Origin of the sequence: Marinomonas arctica, from assembly GCF_003259225.1 — a bacterium.
Taxonomy (GTDB): domain Bacteria; phylum Pseudomonadota; class Gammaproteobacteria; order Pseudomonadales; family Marinomonadaceae; genus Marinomonas; species Marinomonas arctica.
Genome location: NZ_QHJF01000022.1, coordinates 84,916 through 100,657 on the forward strand (window position 1 = coordinate 84,916; position 15,742 = coordinate 100,657).

The window sequence follows — 15,742 nt, forward strand, 5'->3', positions numbered from 1 at the left end:
CAAAATTGAGGAAAAAGACAAATGCGAGTAGCAGTTATTGGCGCGTCCGGGCGCATGGGGAAAAATTTAATTACCGCTATTAACGACGCTAATGGTGTTTTTTTAGGCGCGGCTATTTTAAAGCCTGGCAGTAGTTTAATTGGTGCCGATGCGGGTGAGATTGCTGGGGTTGGAAAATTGGGTGTTGCCGCGGTTGCGTCGTTGGCCGATTGTGTGGATGATTTTGATGTTTTAATCGATTTTACCACACCAGCGTTAACGTTAGAAAATGCTGCTTTTTGCGCTAAACATCAAAAAGCCATCGTGGTTGGAACGACGGGTTTAAATGATGCTGAAAAAGCACAACTAAATGACGCCGCAAAACGATCACCTGTTGTTTTTGCCCCTAATATGAGTGTTGGTGTGAATCTAACGCTTAAGTTATTGGCGACCGCTGCGCAAATTTTGGGTGATGATTATGATGTGGAAATTGTAGAGGCGCATCACCGTCACAAAGTCGACTCGCCTTCTGGTACGGCATTACGTATGGGGGAAGTAGTTGCTGAAGCGTTAGGGCGCAATTTAAAAGAATGTGCTGTCTATGGCCGTGAAGGTCAAACGGGTGCTCGTACTCAAAAAGAAATTGGCTTTGAGACTATTCGCGCGGGTGATGTCGTTGGTGAGCACAGCGTTTGGTTTGCGACTGAAGGTGAGCGTATTGAGATTGTTCACAAGGCCAGTAGCCGTATGACTTTCGCTAAAGGTGCGGTTCGCGCAGCGAGTTGGTTAGACGGTAAGTCGGCAGGTATGTATGACATGCAGGACGTGCTGAATTTAAAATAATGGTTTGCACGACATTATGCAAAATCAAAAAATGGCCGCTTATTTGCGGCCATTTCTTTGTTCACTGTGATGCGTTCTAAGCCAAAGAATCCGGAGAATTAATATCCAGTAAGGGGGCTGCATCGAGATTTTCTGCGTCCATCATCATAGCAATACGCTGTAAGGATGAAAGGACTTGGGTTTGTTCCCAACCCTCTAGTGACTCAAACTCGTCAATGAACTTTTCATGAAGCAGTGGGGGCGTTGTTTTGAGTATTTCAAGTCCAGACTCTGTTAGTCGTGCATTGACAATTCGTTTGTCTTTTTGTGCTCTTACGCGTTCTACGTATTTTCGATCTTCCAAACGATTTAATATGGTTGTCACCGTTGCTTGGCTTAATGAGACACTATCGGATATCTTGCGAACCGTTACATCGCCAAGTGCTTCGATAGAACGCAGTACCATAATTTGTGGAATCGTTAAGCCGCAGGCTTTTACTACACGCTTTGATTGAAGATCGGTAGCGCGAATAATGCGTCGTAGATGGACTAAAACGTCGTGTAAGTGTTGTGGTGAGTTAGGCATATTTATTCAGTAATCCCGAAAATTTTACGGATTATAGGGTTTTGTTTTGATCTGTAAAAGATGAGTTCAAAAAAGTTACAGCTCAAAGTATATAGGTGTTTTTCATGTTTGCCAATAATCTCGTCATGGACAACAGAAAAACACCTGTATTCTAACGATCTTTTATTGCGTCAAACGCCGCAATAGCCGCTAATCTTGCTGATTTATAATCAATGATGGGTTTAGGGTAGTGGCAGTGTTTTCTTTGTTCCGGTTTAGGGTCATGAATGGATTTTGCGTCAAGTTTGGCAAGCTCTGGTACAAAGCGTCGAATAAAATCTCCACTTTCATCGTAAGTTTGAGATTGTCTTGTGGGGTTAAAAACACGGAAATAGGGAGCGGCATCGCATCCGGTGGATGCGCTCCATTGCCATCCACCGTTGTTTGCTGCGAACTCTCCATCAATAAGTTTGCTCATGAAGTACGCTTCGCCCTTGCGCCAATCGGCAAACATTAATTTGGTAAAAAAACTGGCCGTGACCATTCTTAAGCGGTTATGCATCCACCCGGTTTGGTTTAATTGACGCATGGCAGCATCAACAATAGGGAAGCCTGTTCTGCCTTCACACCATGCTTGAAATTCCTCTTCGTTCTCCCGCCATACCAGGGCATCTGTTTCTGGTTTGAATGGTCGATTCATGCAAAGGAAAGGAAAGTGGGTCATTAACTGACGATAAAAGTCGCGCCATGCAAGCTCTTTTAGCCAGATGCTTTCTTGCCAGCGTCTTCCTTCTTGGTTACAAGTGTAGAGAACGGCCTCTAAACATTGCCTTGGGCCCAAAGCTCCTAGGGCAAGATAAGGTGATAATGTGCTGGTGGCAGGTTCAATAGGATAATCTCTGGCCGCTTGGTAATGGCGTTCTTTGTGATGACAGAATTGCCAAAGCTTTTGTTTCGCTACGTCATGATCGGCTGGCCATAAATCGTCTCGGAATGGCCTTTCCCATTCCAAATTTAAACTGGGTTCTGGCAGCGGCTCTGCTTGGGGCTCAGGCATTGGCATCGGTGTGTTATCTTGTTGAGCAAGCAGACTTATCCATTTGTTGAAAAAGGGGGTGAAGACTTTAAATGGCGTACCTTGCTGACTCAGCACATCTTGCGGAACAATGATGTCAGTCGCTTGTACGTGAGTGTGAATCTGATGTTGCTGTAATTGTTCACACACTGCTAGATCGCGCTGCTGTTCGTGAATCGGTAAGTCGCGATTAAACCAAAGATGTTTGATATTGTGGTTGAGACAGAAAGTGGTGATGGCTTCAGGGAGTTGGTCAAACGTGTCGGCATCAATAATATGCAACGGGATGCCCAGTGTTGCTAAGGTGTTAGCAAGAGACTTTATCAGCCCAGCGCGAAGGCCAGTTTTTGCGTCTGATTCGTTATGTTTCTCCCACTGTATTGGTGTAGGGGTTAGGATAACCGCTATGCCTTGCTCTGCCTTGCCCGCTTCGAGTGAGGCGAAATAGAGCGCAGGGTTATCCAGGCAACGAAGATCGTTTCTTAACCAAACCAGATGTTCAATGTTCATTTTTCTGTGTTACCTTCAAACTGTATTACGAATACCAAGAGGCGATGGATAGGGGATAAAGTAGCTTTGCTGGTTTACATATTCACTGCCGTAATGCTTTAAGTAGTGACGAAGTAACGTAACGGGAGTGGCAAGATTGACTTCACCGCGTCGGTATTGCTCAACCACATCTAAAATATCTTTGCGCACCGATACATCCACAGCGTGTTTTAAATAGCCCACTAGATGCATAAGAACATTGCAATGGTTTTTGCGTTCGGCTGGTTTTGATAGTGTGGTCATTAAAATGTCAAAATAAGCCGTTTTTAATTCATCAAAAGGTCTTGGGTCATTACCTGCAAGCATACGTCCAAGTTGGCGATAAGTAGGTTGTGAGTGGGCCATGACCATGTATTTATAACGGCTATGGAAAGCGATCAGGTCTTTCATCCGAGCATCGGCAGTTATGCTGTGACGAAAATCATGATGAGTGAAGACTCGCAGCAAAAAATTTTCACGCAGTGCGGGGTCATTTAAACGTCCGTCTTCTTCAATCGGTAGCAATGGATAGCGTTGTCTCAGTGCTTTGGTAAAAAGTCCGACACTTCTTTGCATGTGCGGGTGACCATTTTCTTGATAAACCTTGATTCGTTCCATGCCACAACTTGGTGACTTTTTCATCAAAATATAGCCGTCTAAATGGCCTAGTTTTTCTAGGTACTGGTTAGACGCCGCCATGAAAACATCAGAAACATCTTGATCAGAATGTTTGCTGAAAACCATTCTTGGTGAGTTAGGATCGCCCTCTAGTCGTAGCGTTGGGCGAGGTGTACCGAAGCCGGCCGCCACTTCAGGACAAAATTTCTGGTAGTCAAAATATTGGCTGAGTATGTTGTCGCAATAGTCTGAATGACTATGGCCGCCATTAAAGCGAACATTGTCTCCGAGTAGGCATGAGCTGATTCCAACTGGGATTTTATGGGTCAATTGATCCGGTGACGGTTGCGAGTGCGTCATAGTTGAATCCTCCAATATTCTTCTATTTTGAGTCTTTAATGTGTTGAATAAGTGAGAACGCGCTGAGTAATGCGCCTTCTGCGTCGCCTTGACATAGCCAATCACCAACCAATCCAACGTTGTTTTCTGCTGACCAAGCAAAGGCGTTATTGCCTTTATTTTCGGTAAATCGACTGAAGAACCAACGATGTGGCTCACCGTGTTTTAGTACTCTGTGTTCGGTTATGTCTGCAAAGGCTTGCAGAAGTGTCTGGGTGACCCATTCTTTATCATGATCAAGGTGCTGTTTAGTCCAGTCTGGATGAGTTTGAATGACCCAACGATCTATTTTTTCACTGTGACGCATGGGTTTATAATTGTCTTTAATCATGCGTTTGATTGGTGAATTTTTCGGTTCAATAAGCGCATTTAGATCACATGTGTCTGTTTCTAACCACATTGCCCATTGTGATTGATAAGAAGCGCTTGCTTGATTTGCTCTAAGTAGGAGTACCGCCAATTCGCTGTGAGTGGCTAATATTGAGGCCGCTTGCGGTGCTGGTGCTGCGATAATAATGGTTTTCGCTATTACAATGGGTTGATACTTATCGTCTCTTAGTTGCCAGTGTGGTTGCTGGTTTTTTTCTGTTATTTGCTCTAAGTGTTGTATACGAATATTTGTGATGAAATGTGTGTTACCTAGCAAATGACGTGTAATAGCGCTCATTTTGGGAACACCCACAAAGGCTTGTGTATCCGCTTTATTGAGTTGTTTCCATGGTGCAGCGACATGCTCTTTAGTCAGCTGTTTGAAGAGTTCAATCACTTCGGGCTGCTTAGCAACAACGTAAGGTGTACCAAGATCGCAGCTAAGATCATCGTCTATTCTTTTGCTGCTTGCCCGACCGCCACTGCCGCGACTTTTGTCAATGACACATACCGTTTTGCCAGACTGGGATAGCAAATGCGCACATAAGCTGCCAGCAAGGCCTGCACCAATAATGGCAATATCAAACGTTGGAGTGTGAACTTGACCGGTAGATAATGTGTTCATTTCGTTTTTTCCCAGTGTCCATGTTGCTTTTCTTATACAATATAGAAAACTGTATAAGAAAAGCAACTGGATTGTACAAAAAAAAATTTGTATAGTTTTATTGGCGTCGTTTTTAGTGGTTATAGAAGTTTAGGTCACAATAGGTGAATTGCCTTATATGAGTGATGATTTGTTGGAAAAATGTATGAGTCGATCGAATCAAGCGGTAAAAACACACGGTGAAGCCTCCCAAGAGGTTTTAGATGAATCTGCATTATCGAGTGATTCAGGGTATTTTCCTATTCGTGACTTATCCTTAAAAACGGGGGTGAATTCTGTCACGCTTAGGGCTTGGGAGCGGCGTTATGGTTTGTTAAAGCCGAAGCGGACAGCAAAAGGGCATAGGCTTTATGACCAGACTGATGTGTTGCGTGTAGAGGGTATATTGCGCTGGGTTCAGCAGGGTGTTGCCGTCAGTAAGGTAAGAGCTCTATTAGAACAAGGCGCTACATTCGATGGCGTCTTACCTTCCAGTGAATGGTTGGAGTGGCAAGAGTCTTTAATCCATGCCGCAAAAATGTTTCAGGCTGATAAGATCGAGCAGATGTACCAGCAAATTTTTTCTCAATATCCTGCTGAAATTGCGATACGAGATTGGTTGTTACCGAGCTTTGAGCAGTTAGGGAAAGGGGCGTTTTTAGCGTTTTCTGAATCGGTCATATTGTCGTGCCTAATGACGCGACAAAGTCATTTTAATGTTCAGAAAAAGAGCTTACCTAAGGTGCTAATAACCGGTCTGTCGTCTCAGCGTATCTTATGGTGCTATATGTCAGCGGCTATTTTGCTTGATAAGGGAGTGTCGTGTCGTGTGGTGCCAAATATACAACACAGTCAAGATTGGTCCAGCCTTGTTGAGGCAATAAACCCAAAGTCTGTATTAGTTTTTTGTGAAAATGAATTTGCTAATAAAGTGACTGACTTCATGCAGCAAATACAGCAATGGCGACGGCCTGTTGGCGTCATCAGTCCAAGTTTTTGGTTAGCTACTCGTGAAGCGGCTGTGCCTGAGGTTGCTCAAGTAAGTGTTTATTCTGAGCTTTTAGAGGGCGTAGTGGATTTCTTGAGTAAAGTATCAAAAAGTTGAAAGTAAAAAACTATCAAATAAATATCCATAATATATTTTTATTATGGTAAGCCTTCCCTTAGTCTCTATAGTAAATCAACAGGAGACTCAACATGGCTAAAACAATGACTTTTGCGGTAATGCACTTTTCGATAGCGTTTTCTGTCGCGTACCTTATAACTGGCAGCCTATTGGTTGGTGGTTTGGTGGCCATAGTGGAACCCGCTATTAATACGGTCGCGTTTTATTTTCATGAAATTATTTGGAATAAAATTCAACAGACGGATGTGGCTTCTGAGCTGAGTAACACCATTAAAGCTGCTGGAGAAAATTACGCACTAAGATCGATGTGATTTTTTATAGACATTAAAAATGACCCCCACCAGACTAATGTTCCGGTGGGGGCGTGTTCAACAAATCACTTAATTGGATTTAATAAGAAATACAAGACGACGGCAACTGCGATCGGCGCTGTGAACTTCATCGAAAAGTTCCACAACTTGTAGATCGTATCTGAGGTTTCTAGCTCATCTTTTGCAAACTTATCTTTGACGACCCAGCCAGCAAACAGCGCAATCAGAATACCGCCTAGTGGCAACATAATGTTGGCAGTAATGTAATCTAAGAAATCAAATGTGTTTTTGCCGAAGAATGTGACGTCTGCCATAAAGTTAAACGAACCTAGGCAGGCAATCCCCAATCCCCAAACAATCACGCCTAAACCAATAGAAGCGGTAATACGCTTCATCTTGAAGCGCTCCACTAAAAAGGCAACGGTTGGCTCTAGTAAAGAGATCGCGGATGTCCATGCAGCTACACCAACTAACACGAAAAATAGAGTACCAAACAGCTGACCAAAAGGCATTTGACCAAAAGCAACCGGTAGGGAAATAAACATCAAGCCTGGGCCTGCGGCTGGATCCATACCGTTTGAGAAGATAATCGGGAATATAGCAAGACCAGCCACTAGAGCCACTAGAGTGTCTAGTGCGCCAATCGTTAACACCGTTTTACCGATAGAGGCTTTTTTGGTCATATAAGAGCCGTAAGCCATAATGGTTCCCATGCCAAGAGATAGGGTGAAGAAAGAATGACCTAAGGCAATGAGCGCTGCGTTCCAGGTGAGTTTGCTAAAGTCAAAATGAAACATAAAGTCCCAGCCTTGAGCAAAACCGCCAGTCGTCATTGCATAACCAAGCAAGATGATTAGCAGAACAAACAACGCCGGCATCATAATGCGAGTAGCGGTTTCAATTCCTTTATTAATACCTGCAGCAACGACAACGACTGTCATAATGCTGAATAAGGTATGCCAGCCAAGCAGAGTAGCAGGGTCTGCAAGAAGAGCGCCGAAAGCTGCTCCTGCGTCATCAGATGAAATACCACTCATTTCGCCTGTTAGCATGGCTTTTATGTAGTGAAGTACCCAGCCGCCAACGACAGAATAGAAGGAAAAAATTAGCACACCAGACAGCATACCCATGACACCGATTAAGCCCCATTTTCTGGAGCTTGCAGATTCCTCTGCTACGTCACTTAAAGCATTGATTGGGTTTTTGCGTGCCCGTCGTCCAATAAATACTTCGGCCATCATTATCGGGATGCCAACCAGTAAGATACAAGCTAGATACACAAGAACGAAGGCACCACCACCATTCTCGCCGGTAATGTAAGGGAATTTCCAAATGTTACCCAAACCGACAGCAGAACCCGTAGCTGCCAAAATAAAGATCCATCGGCTCGCCCACGAGCCTTGGATTGATGTTTTATTTGTCATAATTATCTCTAAATGGTTGAAAGCAAAATACGTAAACAGCGATCAGAGTTGGTTTTTTTATCCATACCTATGCTTCCTATTTCGCCAGCACGAAAGATTGCTGGTAAGCAAAACTCTGAGTAGGGGCGGGATTTTCCGAATTTCGATGGAGATATGCAACTAAAAATGTTTTTTTGTGGTGTTTTCTATCATTTTGCTTGCTCCCTGCCTTTAAGACTGAATTTTCAATCAATAAGGTTACGCATGTAATGGTTAGTTCTCTAAATAAATGTCTGGACATGCATTTGATTTCATGTAGAATGATTAGACATCAAATTAATTTGCTCTTAAATATCAGTTGATTAACGTTATAGCCCTTTATTTAGGCCGTTACGGTGTTTGGTAACGGTCTGGTCTATAAGTTTAACTGGTTTGAAATACTTTGTTTTCTAATGGATATGATGATGAATTCAGAAAGAATTGTGTTTACTAAACCCAGTGCGATAGATGGTATGGCTGTTAATCAATTGGTGGCAGCCTGTCCGCCACTGGACACAAACTCGGTGTATTGTAATTTGCTACAAGCAAGTCATTTTAGCGAAACCTCGGTTGTTGCGAGTGTGGAAGGCGGAGAAATGTTGGGATTTGTCTCTGGTTACATTATTCCTACTCAGCTAGACACGCTATTTATTTGGCAAGTAGCCGTTAGTGAGAAAGCGCGCGGTCAAGGTTTGGCGAAAAAAATGCTTTTATCGTTACTTGAGCGAACAGCATGTTCAGGTGTGCGTTACATTGAAACCAGTATCACAGCATCAAATGAAGGTTCATGGGCCTTGTTTCGACGACTGGCAGATCAGCTAGAAGCAGCGTTAGAAGAATCTGTGATGTTCGATAAGAAAGATCATTTTAAAGGGCAGCACGATACCGAACATTTAGTAAGGATAGGCCCTTTTTTTAAAAAATCAGAGATCTGATGAATTTATCAGTAGGCAAGTTAGAAATGCGATGAGTCCTAAAATATCGCTCTCAGTTTTTGCTTTTTAACAGGCTACTCAAAATAACAGTTTATTCACTTAAAGGATGATGAAAATATGAAAATTTTTGACGAAATCGAATCAGAAGTACAATCTTATGCCCGCTCTTTTCCACGCGTTTTTCACCGTGCGCAAGGCGCCTACTTGTTTGATCAAGAGGGGAATAAATACCTTGATTTCTTGGCGGGCGCAGGTACGTTGAACTACGGTCATAACAATCCAATTTTTAAAGAAAAGTTGGTGGAATATATCCTTGAAGATGGCATTACTCATGGTCTAGATATGCACACAAAGGCCAAAGGTGAATTCCTTGAAGTATTCAAAAAGCACATTCTTGAGCCTCGTGGCCTTGAGTATATGGTGCAGTTTACTGGGCCAACGGGTACTAACGCAGTAGAAGCGGCACTGAAATTGGCGCGTAATGTCACCGGTCGTGAAAATATCATCAGTTTTACCAATGGTTTCCACGGTTGTAGCTTGGGGGCTTTATCCGTAACGGGTAATTCTCATCACCGTGGTGCGGCAGGTACTAGCCTTGGTGCGGGTGTTTCTACCGTGCCGTTTGATGGTTATTTAGGTGACGGTATTGAAACCACTGAGTACCTTGATAAGGTCCTATCCGATTCAAGTAGTGGTGTTGATACGCCTGCTGCCGTGATTGTTGAAACGGTACAGGGCGAAGGTGGTATTAATGCTGCAAGCTTTGGTTGGTTACAGAACTTAGAAGCCGTTTGTAAAAAACACGGTGTTCTACTCATTGTTGATGATATTCAAGCGGGTTGTGGTCGTACTGGCACTTTTTTCAGCTTTGAAGATGCTGGCATCAAGCCGGATATCGTGACCATGTCTAAATCACTAAGTGGTTATGGCTTGCCGTTTGCTGTTGTTCTTATGCGTCCTGAGTTAGATGAGTGGAAGCCAGGCGAGCACAACGGTACTTTCCGCGGTAATAACTTGGCCTTTGTGACGGCTAAAGTCGCCATCGAGACTTACTGGAAAGATGACGCGTTTGAAAAAGAGATCAAGCGTAAAGGCGAGTATATCCATGAGCGTACACAAGCCATCGTCAATGAATTTGGTGAAGGTAACTTCACTCTTCAAGGTCGAGGTATGATGCGTGGCATTAACTGCGTAAGTGGTGAGTTGGCTGGCAAGATTACTAAAAAATGCTTCCAAAATGGTCTGATGATCGAGACGTCTGGCGCTGATGATCAAGTCGTGAAATTCCTTTGTCCACTTATTATCAGTGATGAAGACCTAAAACAAGGTATCGATATTTTAGAGCGCGCTATTCGTGATGTGTGTGCTAAAGAGGACGATATGCCTGAAGCAAAAAGTTATTTTGATGAGAACTACGATATCGCTGTCTAGTTTCTCTCTTACAAAGCCGCCTTCATGTTTTGAGGGCGGTCTTTTGTTGAACACTTGAGTGAAGTAAATAGTAAGTCAAAAACCTCAAGTTTCCTTCGGTAATGCTTTACCGACAATAAAGCGATCTTCGGATCATAAGGAGAAAAGAATGTTTGCACGTGATTTAGCTGAATGTGAAAAAACCGAACGCCGTGTTGTGTCTCCAGATGGAAATTGGGAAAGCACACGTCTCTTATTAAAAGAAGACAATATGGGCTTCTCTTTCCACATTACGACTATTTATGAAGGTAAGGATTTTGATATGCACTATCAAAATCACCTTGAATCTGTGTACTGCATTTCTGGCGAAGGTGAAGTGGAAAGTCGCGAGACAGGTCAAAAGCATCATATCAAGCCAGGTGTTGTTTATGTACTAGACAAACACGATGCACATACCTTGCGAGCGTTTAAAGAATTGAAATTGGCGTGTGTTTTCAATCCACCTATCACTGGCAAAGAAGTACACAACTCTGAAGGCGCTTACGAGCTGTTGGATTAAGAATACACATAAGATCAATTCGTTAATAGTGAAGGAGTAGATGAGGGGGTACGATAATGTCCGCGTCGGCATCAGCTTTAACAAGAAATGTTTTTTATGATACGAAGCTTTTGGAACAAGAGCTTTCAAGTAAAAAAAATTCTAGTGAAGAGTCGGTGAAAAAGAACACTCGAGGAGAACAAAAAGATATGTATCCTTCTAGACAGTATTCTTCACCAATGCACATTCATCGCCAAGACCCTGTTATTTATTCAAATGATCGACAAAAAGCGCCGCTCGAAGAAGCGCTTCTTGATCAGTATGAAAAGAAAGGTTTTTTATTCTTAGATGATCTTTTTGATGATCATGAAGTGGCAGATATGCAGCGACATATGCAGCGTTTGCGAGACAGTGATGAAATAAAGCACAGAGCAGAAAGTATTACAGAAGAGAGTAGTGGTGATGTTCGTTCGGTGTTTGATGTTCATAAGCTGAGTCATTTTTTTCAGAACATCGCACAAGACCCACGGTTAGTTCGAATGGCAGAATATCTTTTGGGTGATGATGTTTATCTTCATCAGACGCGTTTGAATTATAAGCCGGGATTTCGTGGCAAAGATTTTTACTGGCATTCAGACTTTGAAACATGGCATACGGAAGACGGTATGCCGCGAATGAGAGCCTTGAGTATGTCCATTTCACTGACTCCCAATGATTATCATAATGGCCCTTTATTATTGATTCCGGGGTCTCATCAGACGTTTATATCTTGTGTTGGTGAAACACCAGACAATAACTACCTTTCTTCGCTTAAAAAACAAGATGTTGGCATTCCAGATGATGCTTCATTGCAGTCATTGATTGAACAGAATGGTATTGAAGCGGCTGTTGGTCAGCCTGGCAGAATTATTTTGTTTGATTGCAATCTGCTGCATGGCTCAAATAGCAACATTACTTCATCGCCTAGGTCGAATTTATTTTTTGTCTACAATGCCTTGTCGAATCGTGTGGTTTTACCGTTTGGTAATACGGCGCCAAGGCCTGAATACATCGCGGCTAGGAAGTCGATTAAAGGCCTCAAAAAGAGCGATTAGTGCTTAAATTTTCCGCAACCTTATGACAATATAGCGGCAGTTTTAAATTTCGGCATAAGTTGGCTTTTAGCCCCTTAAAAAATTGGAAAAATGATGGGACAACATACAGTTGAGAAAATTGGCGGCACGTCCATGAGTGACTACCGTTCAGTGAGAGATAATATAATTTTTAAACCCACTTTAGCGAACAACATGTACCAGCGAATTTTCGTTGTTTCTGCTTATGCCGGTATAACAGATAAGCTGTTGGAGCATAAGAAAACCGGCGACGCAGGTGTATTTGCTTTGTTTGCTCAGGAGCGTAAGCAAAATAATTGGTTTCCTGCTTTGCAAGACGTACGCAATGCAATGTTGGCAATCAATCACAGCCTATTTGAAGTGGGAGAGCTACGCCATAAAGCGGATGCTTTTTTAAATAGTCGTTTGAAAGAAGCTCAAGAATGTTTAGAAGACTTGCATCGTCTTTGTCAACACGGGCATTTCTCGATTAGTGAGCACCTTGCGACAGTACGTGAAATGCTTGCCAGTCTTGGCGAGGCACACAGTGCTTGGAATACCGCGCACCTTTTACAGCGCGACGGTGTAAACGCTGTGTTTGTTGATTTGACCGGTTGGAATAGCCCAAGTCATATGTCGCTTGATGAGCGTATTCTAGATGCGTTTAAAGACATCGATTTAAGCAAAGAGCTGCCTATTGCGACAGGCTATGCTCACAGTGAAACTGGACTGATGTCTACTTTTGACCGTGGTTACAGTGAAATGACGTTCAGTCGAATTGCGGTTCTGACAAAAGCTCATGAAGCCGTCATTCATAAAGAATTCCATCTAAGCAGTGCCGATCCTCGTTTGGTTGGTGAGAGTAAAGCGGTGCCAATAGGTCGAACTAACTACGATGTCGCTGATCAGCTTGCCAATCTTGGGATGGAAGCGATTCATCCGAAGGCGGCGAAAGGCTTACGCCAAAGTGATATATCACTGCGTGTGAAAAATACCTTTGAGCCAGAGCATACTGGTACGCTTATTACTGGTGATTACGTCAGTGACGCACCTTGTGTTGAGATTATTGCTGGCTGTCGTGGCGTGTTTGCCGTGGAACTGTTCGATCAAGATATGGCCGGTGATATCGATAAATTTGATGTGGATATTCTTAAAGTATTAAGACAATTCCATGCGCATATCATCGCTAAAGACATTAATGCGAATACTATTACACACTATTTGGCAATCAACCTGAAAACCTTGAAGCGTGTCATGAGGGTGTTGCATGAGCGCTTTGCAGACGCTGAGATTACGCAACGTAAAGTAGCGATTGTTTCCGCGATCGGCAGTGATATGAAAACCACAGGTATGTTAGCGAAGGCGGTAAAAGCCATTGCTGAACAGAATGTAAATGTGTTGGCGATGCACCAATCTATGCGCCAAGTAGATATGCAATTTGTTGTCGATGAAGAAGACTACGAAAAAGCGATTTGCAGTTTGCATAAGGAATTGGTTGAAGTGCATAACCATGGTCGAGCTATCTGTTTAGCATCTTAATGGATAAGTAATGTGACCAAGTGAAGGCTACCAGCCCTAAATGTTAGAGATGACATTTAGGGCTGTTTGCATTAATGAGAAGCCTTTAATGTCGTTTAGAGGCTTCATTGTCGCTTAGTCTGTGTGGACGATGGGGCTACCTTGATTGAATTCCTCCGCTGTCACCGCTTTACTCACATAGTAGCCTTGGCCAAAATCACATTGGAATTCGGCCAGCATTTTCCATTGCTCTCTGGTTTCTATGCCTTCTGCTAATACTCTGATATTGAGTTTGTGCGCCATGGCAATAATGGCTTCAACGATCTTACGATCATCTGGATCATTTTCTAGATCCATCACAAAGCTACGATCAATTTTTAATAAATCTACGGGAAGGTTTTTTAGCTGCGAGAGGGAGGAGTAGCCTGTGCCAAAGTCATCAATCGCAATACAAATGCCCATGTCCTTAAAGGTTTGTAACAGTACTCTTGCGAGATGGACGTCTTCAAGAATGGACGTCTCAGTGATTTCAAAGCCGATTAAATGAGTGGGAACCTGATATTTAAGGAGTAATTCTTTGACTAATGCTGTGAAGTTGGGGTCAGACAGCTGTGATGAGGACAGGTTGATATGTATTAAAAGATCCGGTCGACCTTCTAATTTACGTTTTGCTAGATACGCAATACCTGCTTCTAGGACCCAATAACCTAGTTCTACAATTTTGCCCGTAGTTTCTGCGAGCGGTATAAAGTCATTGGGAAACACCAGACCTTTTTCAGGATGGTTCCAGCGAATGAGTGCTTCAGCGCCAAACACCTGGTCAGTATGAAGGTTGAATTGCGGTTGAAAGTAGAGCTCAAATTCTTTTCTTTGCAATGCTAATGATAAATCTTCTTCTGCTTTGATGAGATTATGCGTGCGGATCTTCATGCTTTCAGTGTAAAAAGAATGTTGGTTTTTCCCCAACAACTTCGCTTGATACAAAGCCATGTCGGCATTTTGCATGATGGTAACCAGATCATCACCATGCTCGGGAATCATAGCTATGCCCAATGAAGTACTTAAAAAATATTCTTTGTCGCCAATGTTAACTGGGGTTCGAATACTGTTGAGTATTTTGTTAGCGAATTCTTCTGCTTCTGCTTGATTCATGATGTCGCTGAGTAGTATTCCAAACTCATCGCCACCCAAACGCACAACTAAGTCAGATATCCCTCTTAATTTATTGAGACGATCAGCCACAATAATTAATACTTGATCACCTATGTCATGGCCGATCGTGTCATTGATGCGTTTAAAGTTATCAAGGTCAAAATAAATAAACGCTGAAATACGCTTACGTTTCTGATTATTAAATAAGATGCTAGGTAAGCTGTCTTGTAAATAACGGCGATTAGGTAAACCGGTTAAAGGATCCTTATAAGCTAGATCTTGAAGTTCTGCGGTTTTTTCCTTTACTAATACTCGGAGTCTTAGTGGCTGAAGTAAAATACCGTATAGTGACATAGCGAGTAGAAGCGCCACAATAATAGAAAGTATATAGCCAGATATCCTGCGTTTCTCTAATTGTTGATCTAAATCACGGCTAACGCTAAGGGTCCATTTGCCAACGGGTAGAATCAACTCAGTAGACGCCCTGATATCCGTTACGGGAACAGACGAAGAGAAAAGCGATATGCTCTGCTCGCTATCCGCGTACATTCTGGTGAGATTGAATTGGTAGCCCTCTTTTTCCAGCTGTTTTAACTGTGTGGTTTCTAATAGGTTATCTAGATAAACGACTGCCGAAGCCAGCCCCCAAAATTGTTCATGTTGGGTGTTTTTATACAAAAAAATAGGTGCGCGGCTAATGACAGCGACTCCACCTTGTACGAGAGGAACGGGACCAATAACAAAGAGCTGACGATTTTGAATCGCTAACAAGGCTTCATCTTTGAATTTAGGTGTTGAAACAATATCGAGTCCTACAGCGGCTTCGTTTCCTAAGAGTGGATAAATTTGCTGGATTACACCATCGGGTGCTAATTGAAGGTTTTCAATACCACCAATTGATTGAATTAGTTTGTCTGCATAGTCATCAAACCACTCAGTATTACCGTTATTTAGTTCAACTTCGTAAGCTAAGATTTGCGCCGTAGTAAAAATAGAAGAGAGACGGCGTTCGAGAAGAGAGGCTTGTGTGCGGGAAAGACCGCTTAAAATAGATTGTTGTTGGTGAATAATGGAATTGGTTGTGGATTGGGTCCAATAAACACCAAATAAAGCAATAGCAAAAAAAGCAATCAACGAAAAAAATAGGGCTGAAGGCTGTTTAAACTCGGCTTTTTTCAATGAGCTATCCTTTATTTATAATTGATTAAAGAGCCTAGGATC

The 15,742-nt window shown here is 42.7% G+C and carries 14 protein-coding genes; 8 read left to right on the forward strand and 6 right to left on the reverse strand.

The window, feature by feature from the left end; translation table 11 throughout:
- The first annotated feature begins 21 nt into the window (after positions 1-21).
- Positions 22-822, forward strand: a complete 801-nt coding sequence (gene dapB, locus DK187_RS13800) for a 4-hydroxy-tetrahydrodipicolinate reductase (RefSeq protein ID WP_111607935.1) — start codon at positions 22-24, stop codon at positions 820-822.
- A 76-nt stretch (positions 823-898) separates the two neighbouring features.
- Here dapB and DK187_RS13805 read toward each other — a convergent pair whose 3' ends face one another.
- The 4 genes from DK187_RS13805 to DK187_RS13820 all read right to left on the reverse strand — a co-directional run bounded on the left by DK187_RS13805 (position 899) and on the right by DK187_RS13820 (position 4,980).
- Positions 899-1,387, reverse strand: coding sequence for a MarR family winged helix-turn-helix transcriptional regulator (locus DK187_RS13805; protein ID WP_111607936.1), 489 nt, complete (start codon positions 1,385-1,387; stop codon positions 899-901).
- A 151-nt stretch (positions 1,388-1,538) separates the two neighbouring features.
- Positions 1,539-2,951, reverse strand: coding sequence for a deoxyribodipyrimidine photo-lyase (gene phrB, locus DK187_RS13810; protein ID WP_111607937.1), 1,413 nt, complete (start codon positions 2,949-2,951; stop codon positions 1,539-1,541).
- A 15-nt stretch (positions 2,952-2,966) separates the two neighbouring features.
- Positions 2,967-3,947 (reverse strand): YbgA family protein, encoded by a 981-nt coding sequence (locus DK187_RS13815; protein WP_111607938.1) that lies wholly within the window; start codon positions 3,945-3,947, stop codon positions 2,967-2,969.
- A gap of 22 nt (positions 3,948-3,969) precedes the next feature.
- Positions 3,970-4,980: an NAD(P)/FAD-dependent oxidoreductase gene (locus DK187_RS13820; protein ID WP_111607939.1), complete on the reverse strand. Its 1,011-nt coding sequence runs from the start codon at positions 4,978-4,980 to the stop codon at positions 3,970-3,972.
- A 184-nt stretch (positions 4,981-5,164) separates the two neighbouring features.
- On the opposite strand from DK187_RS13820, the gene DK187_RS13825 reads away from it, so the two are divergent.
- Positions 5,165-6,103, forward strand: coding sequence for a MerR family transcriptional regulator (locus DK187_RS13825; RefSeq protein ID WP_223232304.1), 939 nt, complete (start codon positions 5,165-5,167; stop codon positions 6,101-6,103).
- Between the two features lie 92 nt (positions 6,104-6,195).
- Positions 6,196-6,435: a DUF2061 domain-containing protein gene (locus tag DK187_RS13830; RefSeq protein WP_111607941.1), complete on the forward strand. Its 240-nt coding sequence runs from the start codon at positions 6,196-6,198 to the stop codon at positions 6,433-6,435.
- 65 nt (positions 6,436-6,500) lie between these two features.
- On the opposite strand, the gene DK187_RS13835 is transcribed toward DK187_RS13830, so the two are convergent.
- Positions 6,501-7,859: a sodium-dependent transporter gene (locus DK187_RS13835; protein ID WP_111607942.1), complete on the reverse strand. Its 1,359-nt coding sequence runs from the start codon at positions 7,857-7,859 to the stop codon at positions 6,501-6,503.
- Between the two features lie 443 nt (positions 7,860-8,302).
- Between DK187_RS13835 and ectA the strand changes: the two genes are divergently transcribed.
- From ectA to DK187_RS13860, 5 genes are all read left to right on the forward strand, one after another.
- Positions 8,303-8,812: a diaminobutyrate acetyltransferase gene (gene ectA, locus DK187_RS13840; RefSeq protein ID WP_204355634.1), complete on the forward strand. Its 510-nt coding sequence runs from the start codon at positions 8,303-8,305 to the stop codon at positions 8,810-8,812.
- Between the two features lie 117 nt (positions 8,813-8,929).
- Positions 8,930-10,243, forward strand: coding sequence for a diaminobutyrate--2-oxoglutarate transaminase (gene ectB, locus DK187_RS13845; protein WP_111607943.1), 1,314 nt, complete (start codon positions 8,930-8,932; stop codon positions 10,241-10,243).
- A 148-nt stretch (positions 10,244-10,391) separates the two neighbouring features.
- Positions 10,392-10,781: an ectoine synthase gene (locus tag DK187_RS13850; protein WP_067013657.1), complete on the forward strand. Its 390-nt coding sequence runs from the start codon at positions 10,392-10,394 to the stop codon at positions 10,779-10,781.
- Positions 10,782-10,969: 188 nt separating this feature from the next.
- Positions 10,970-11,854 (forward strand): ectoine hydroxylase, encoded by an 885-nt coding sequence (thpD, locus tag DK187_RS13855; RefSeq protein WP_111607968.1) that lies wholly within the window; start codon positions 10,970-10,972, stop codon positions 11,852-11,854.
- 93 nt (positions 11,855-11,947) lie between these two features.
- Complete coding sequence (locus DK187_RS13860; protein WP_111607944.1) at positions 11,948-13,390, forward strand: aspartate kinase; 1,443 nt, start codon at positions 11,948-11,950, stop codon at positions 13,388-13,390.
- A 114-nt stretch (positions 13,391-13,504) separates the two neighbouring features.
- Here DK187_RS13860 and DK187_RS13865 read toward each other — a convergent pair whose 3' ends face one another.
- Complete coding sequence (locus DK187_RS13865) at positions 13,505-15,700, reverse strand: bifunctional diguanylate cyclase/phosphodiesterase (protein ID WP_111607945.1); 2,196 nt, start codon at positions 15,698-15,700, stop codon at positions 13,505-13,507.
- Positions 15,701-15,742: the final 42 nt, after the last annotated feature.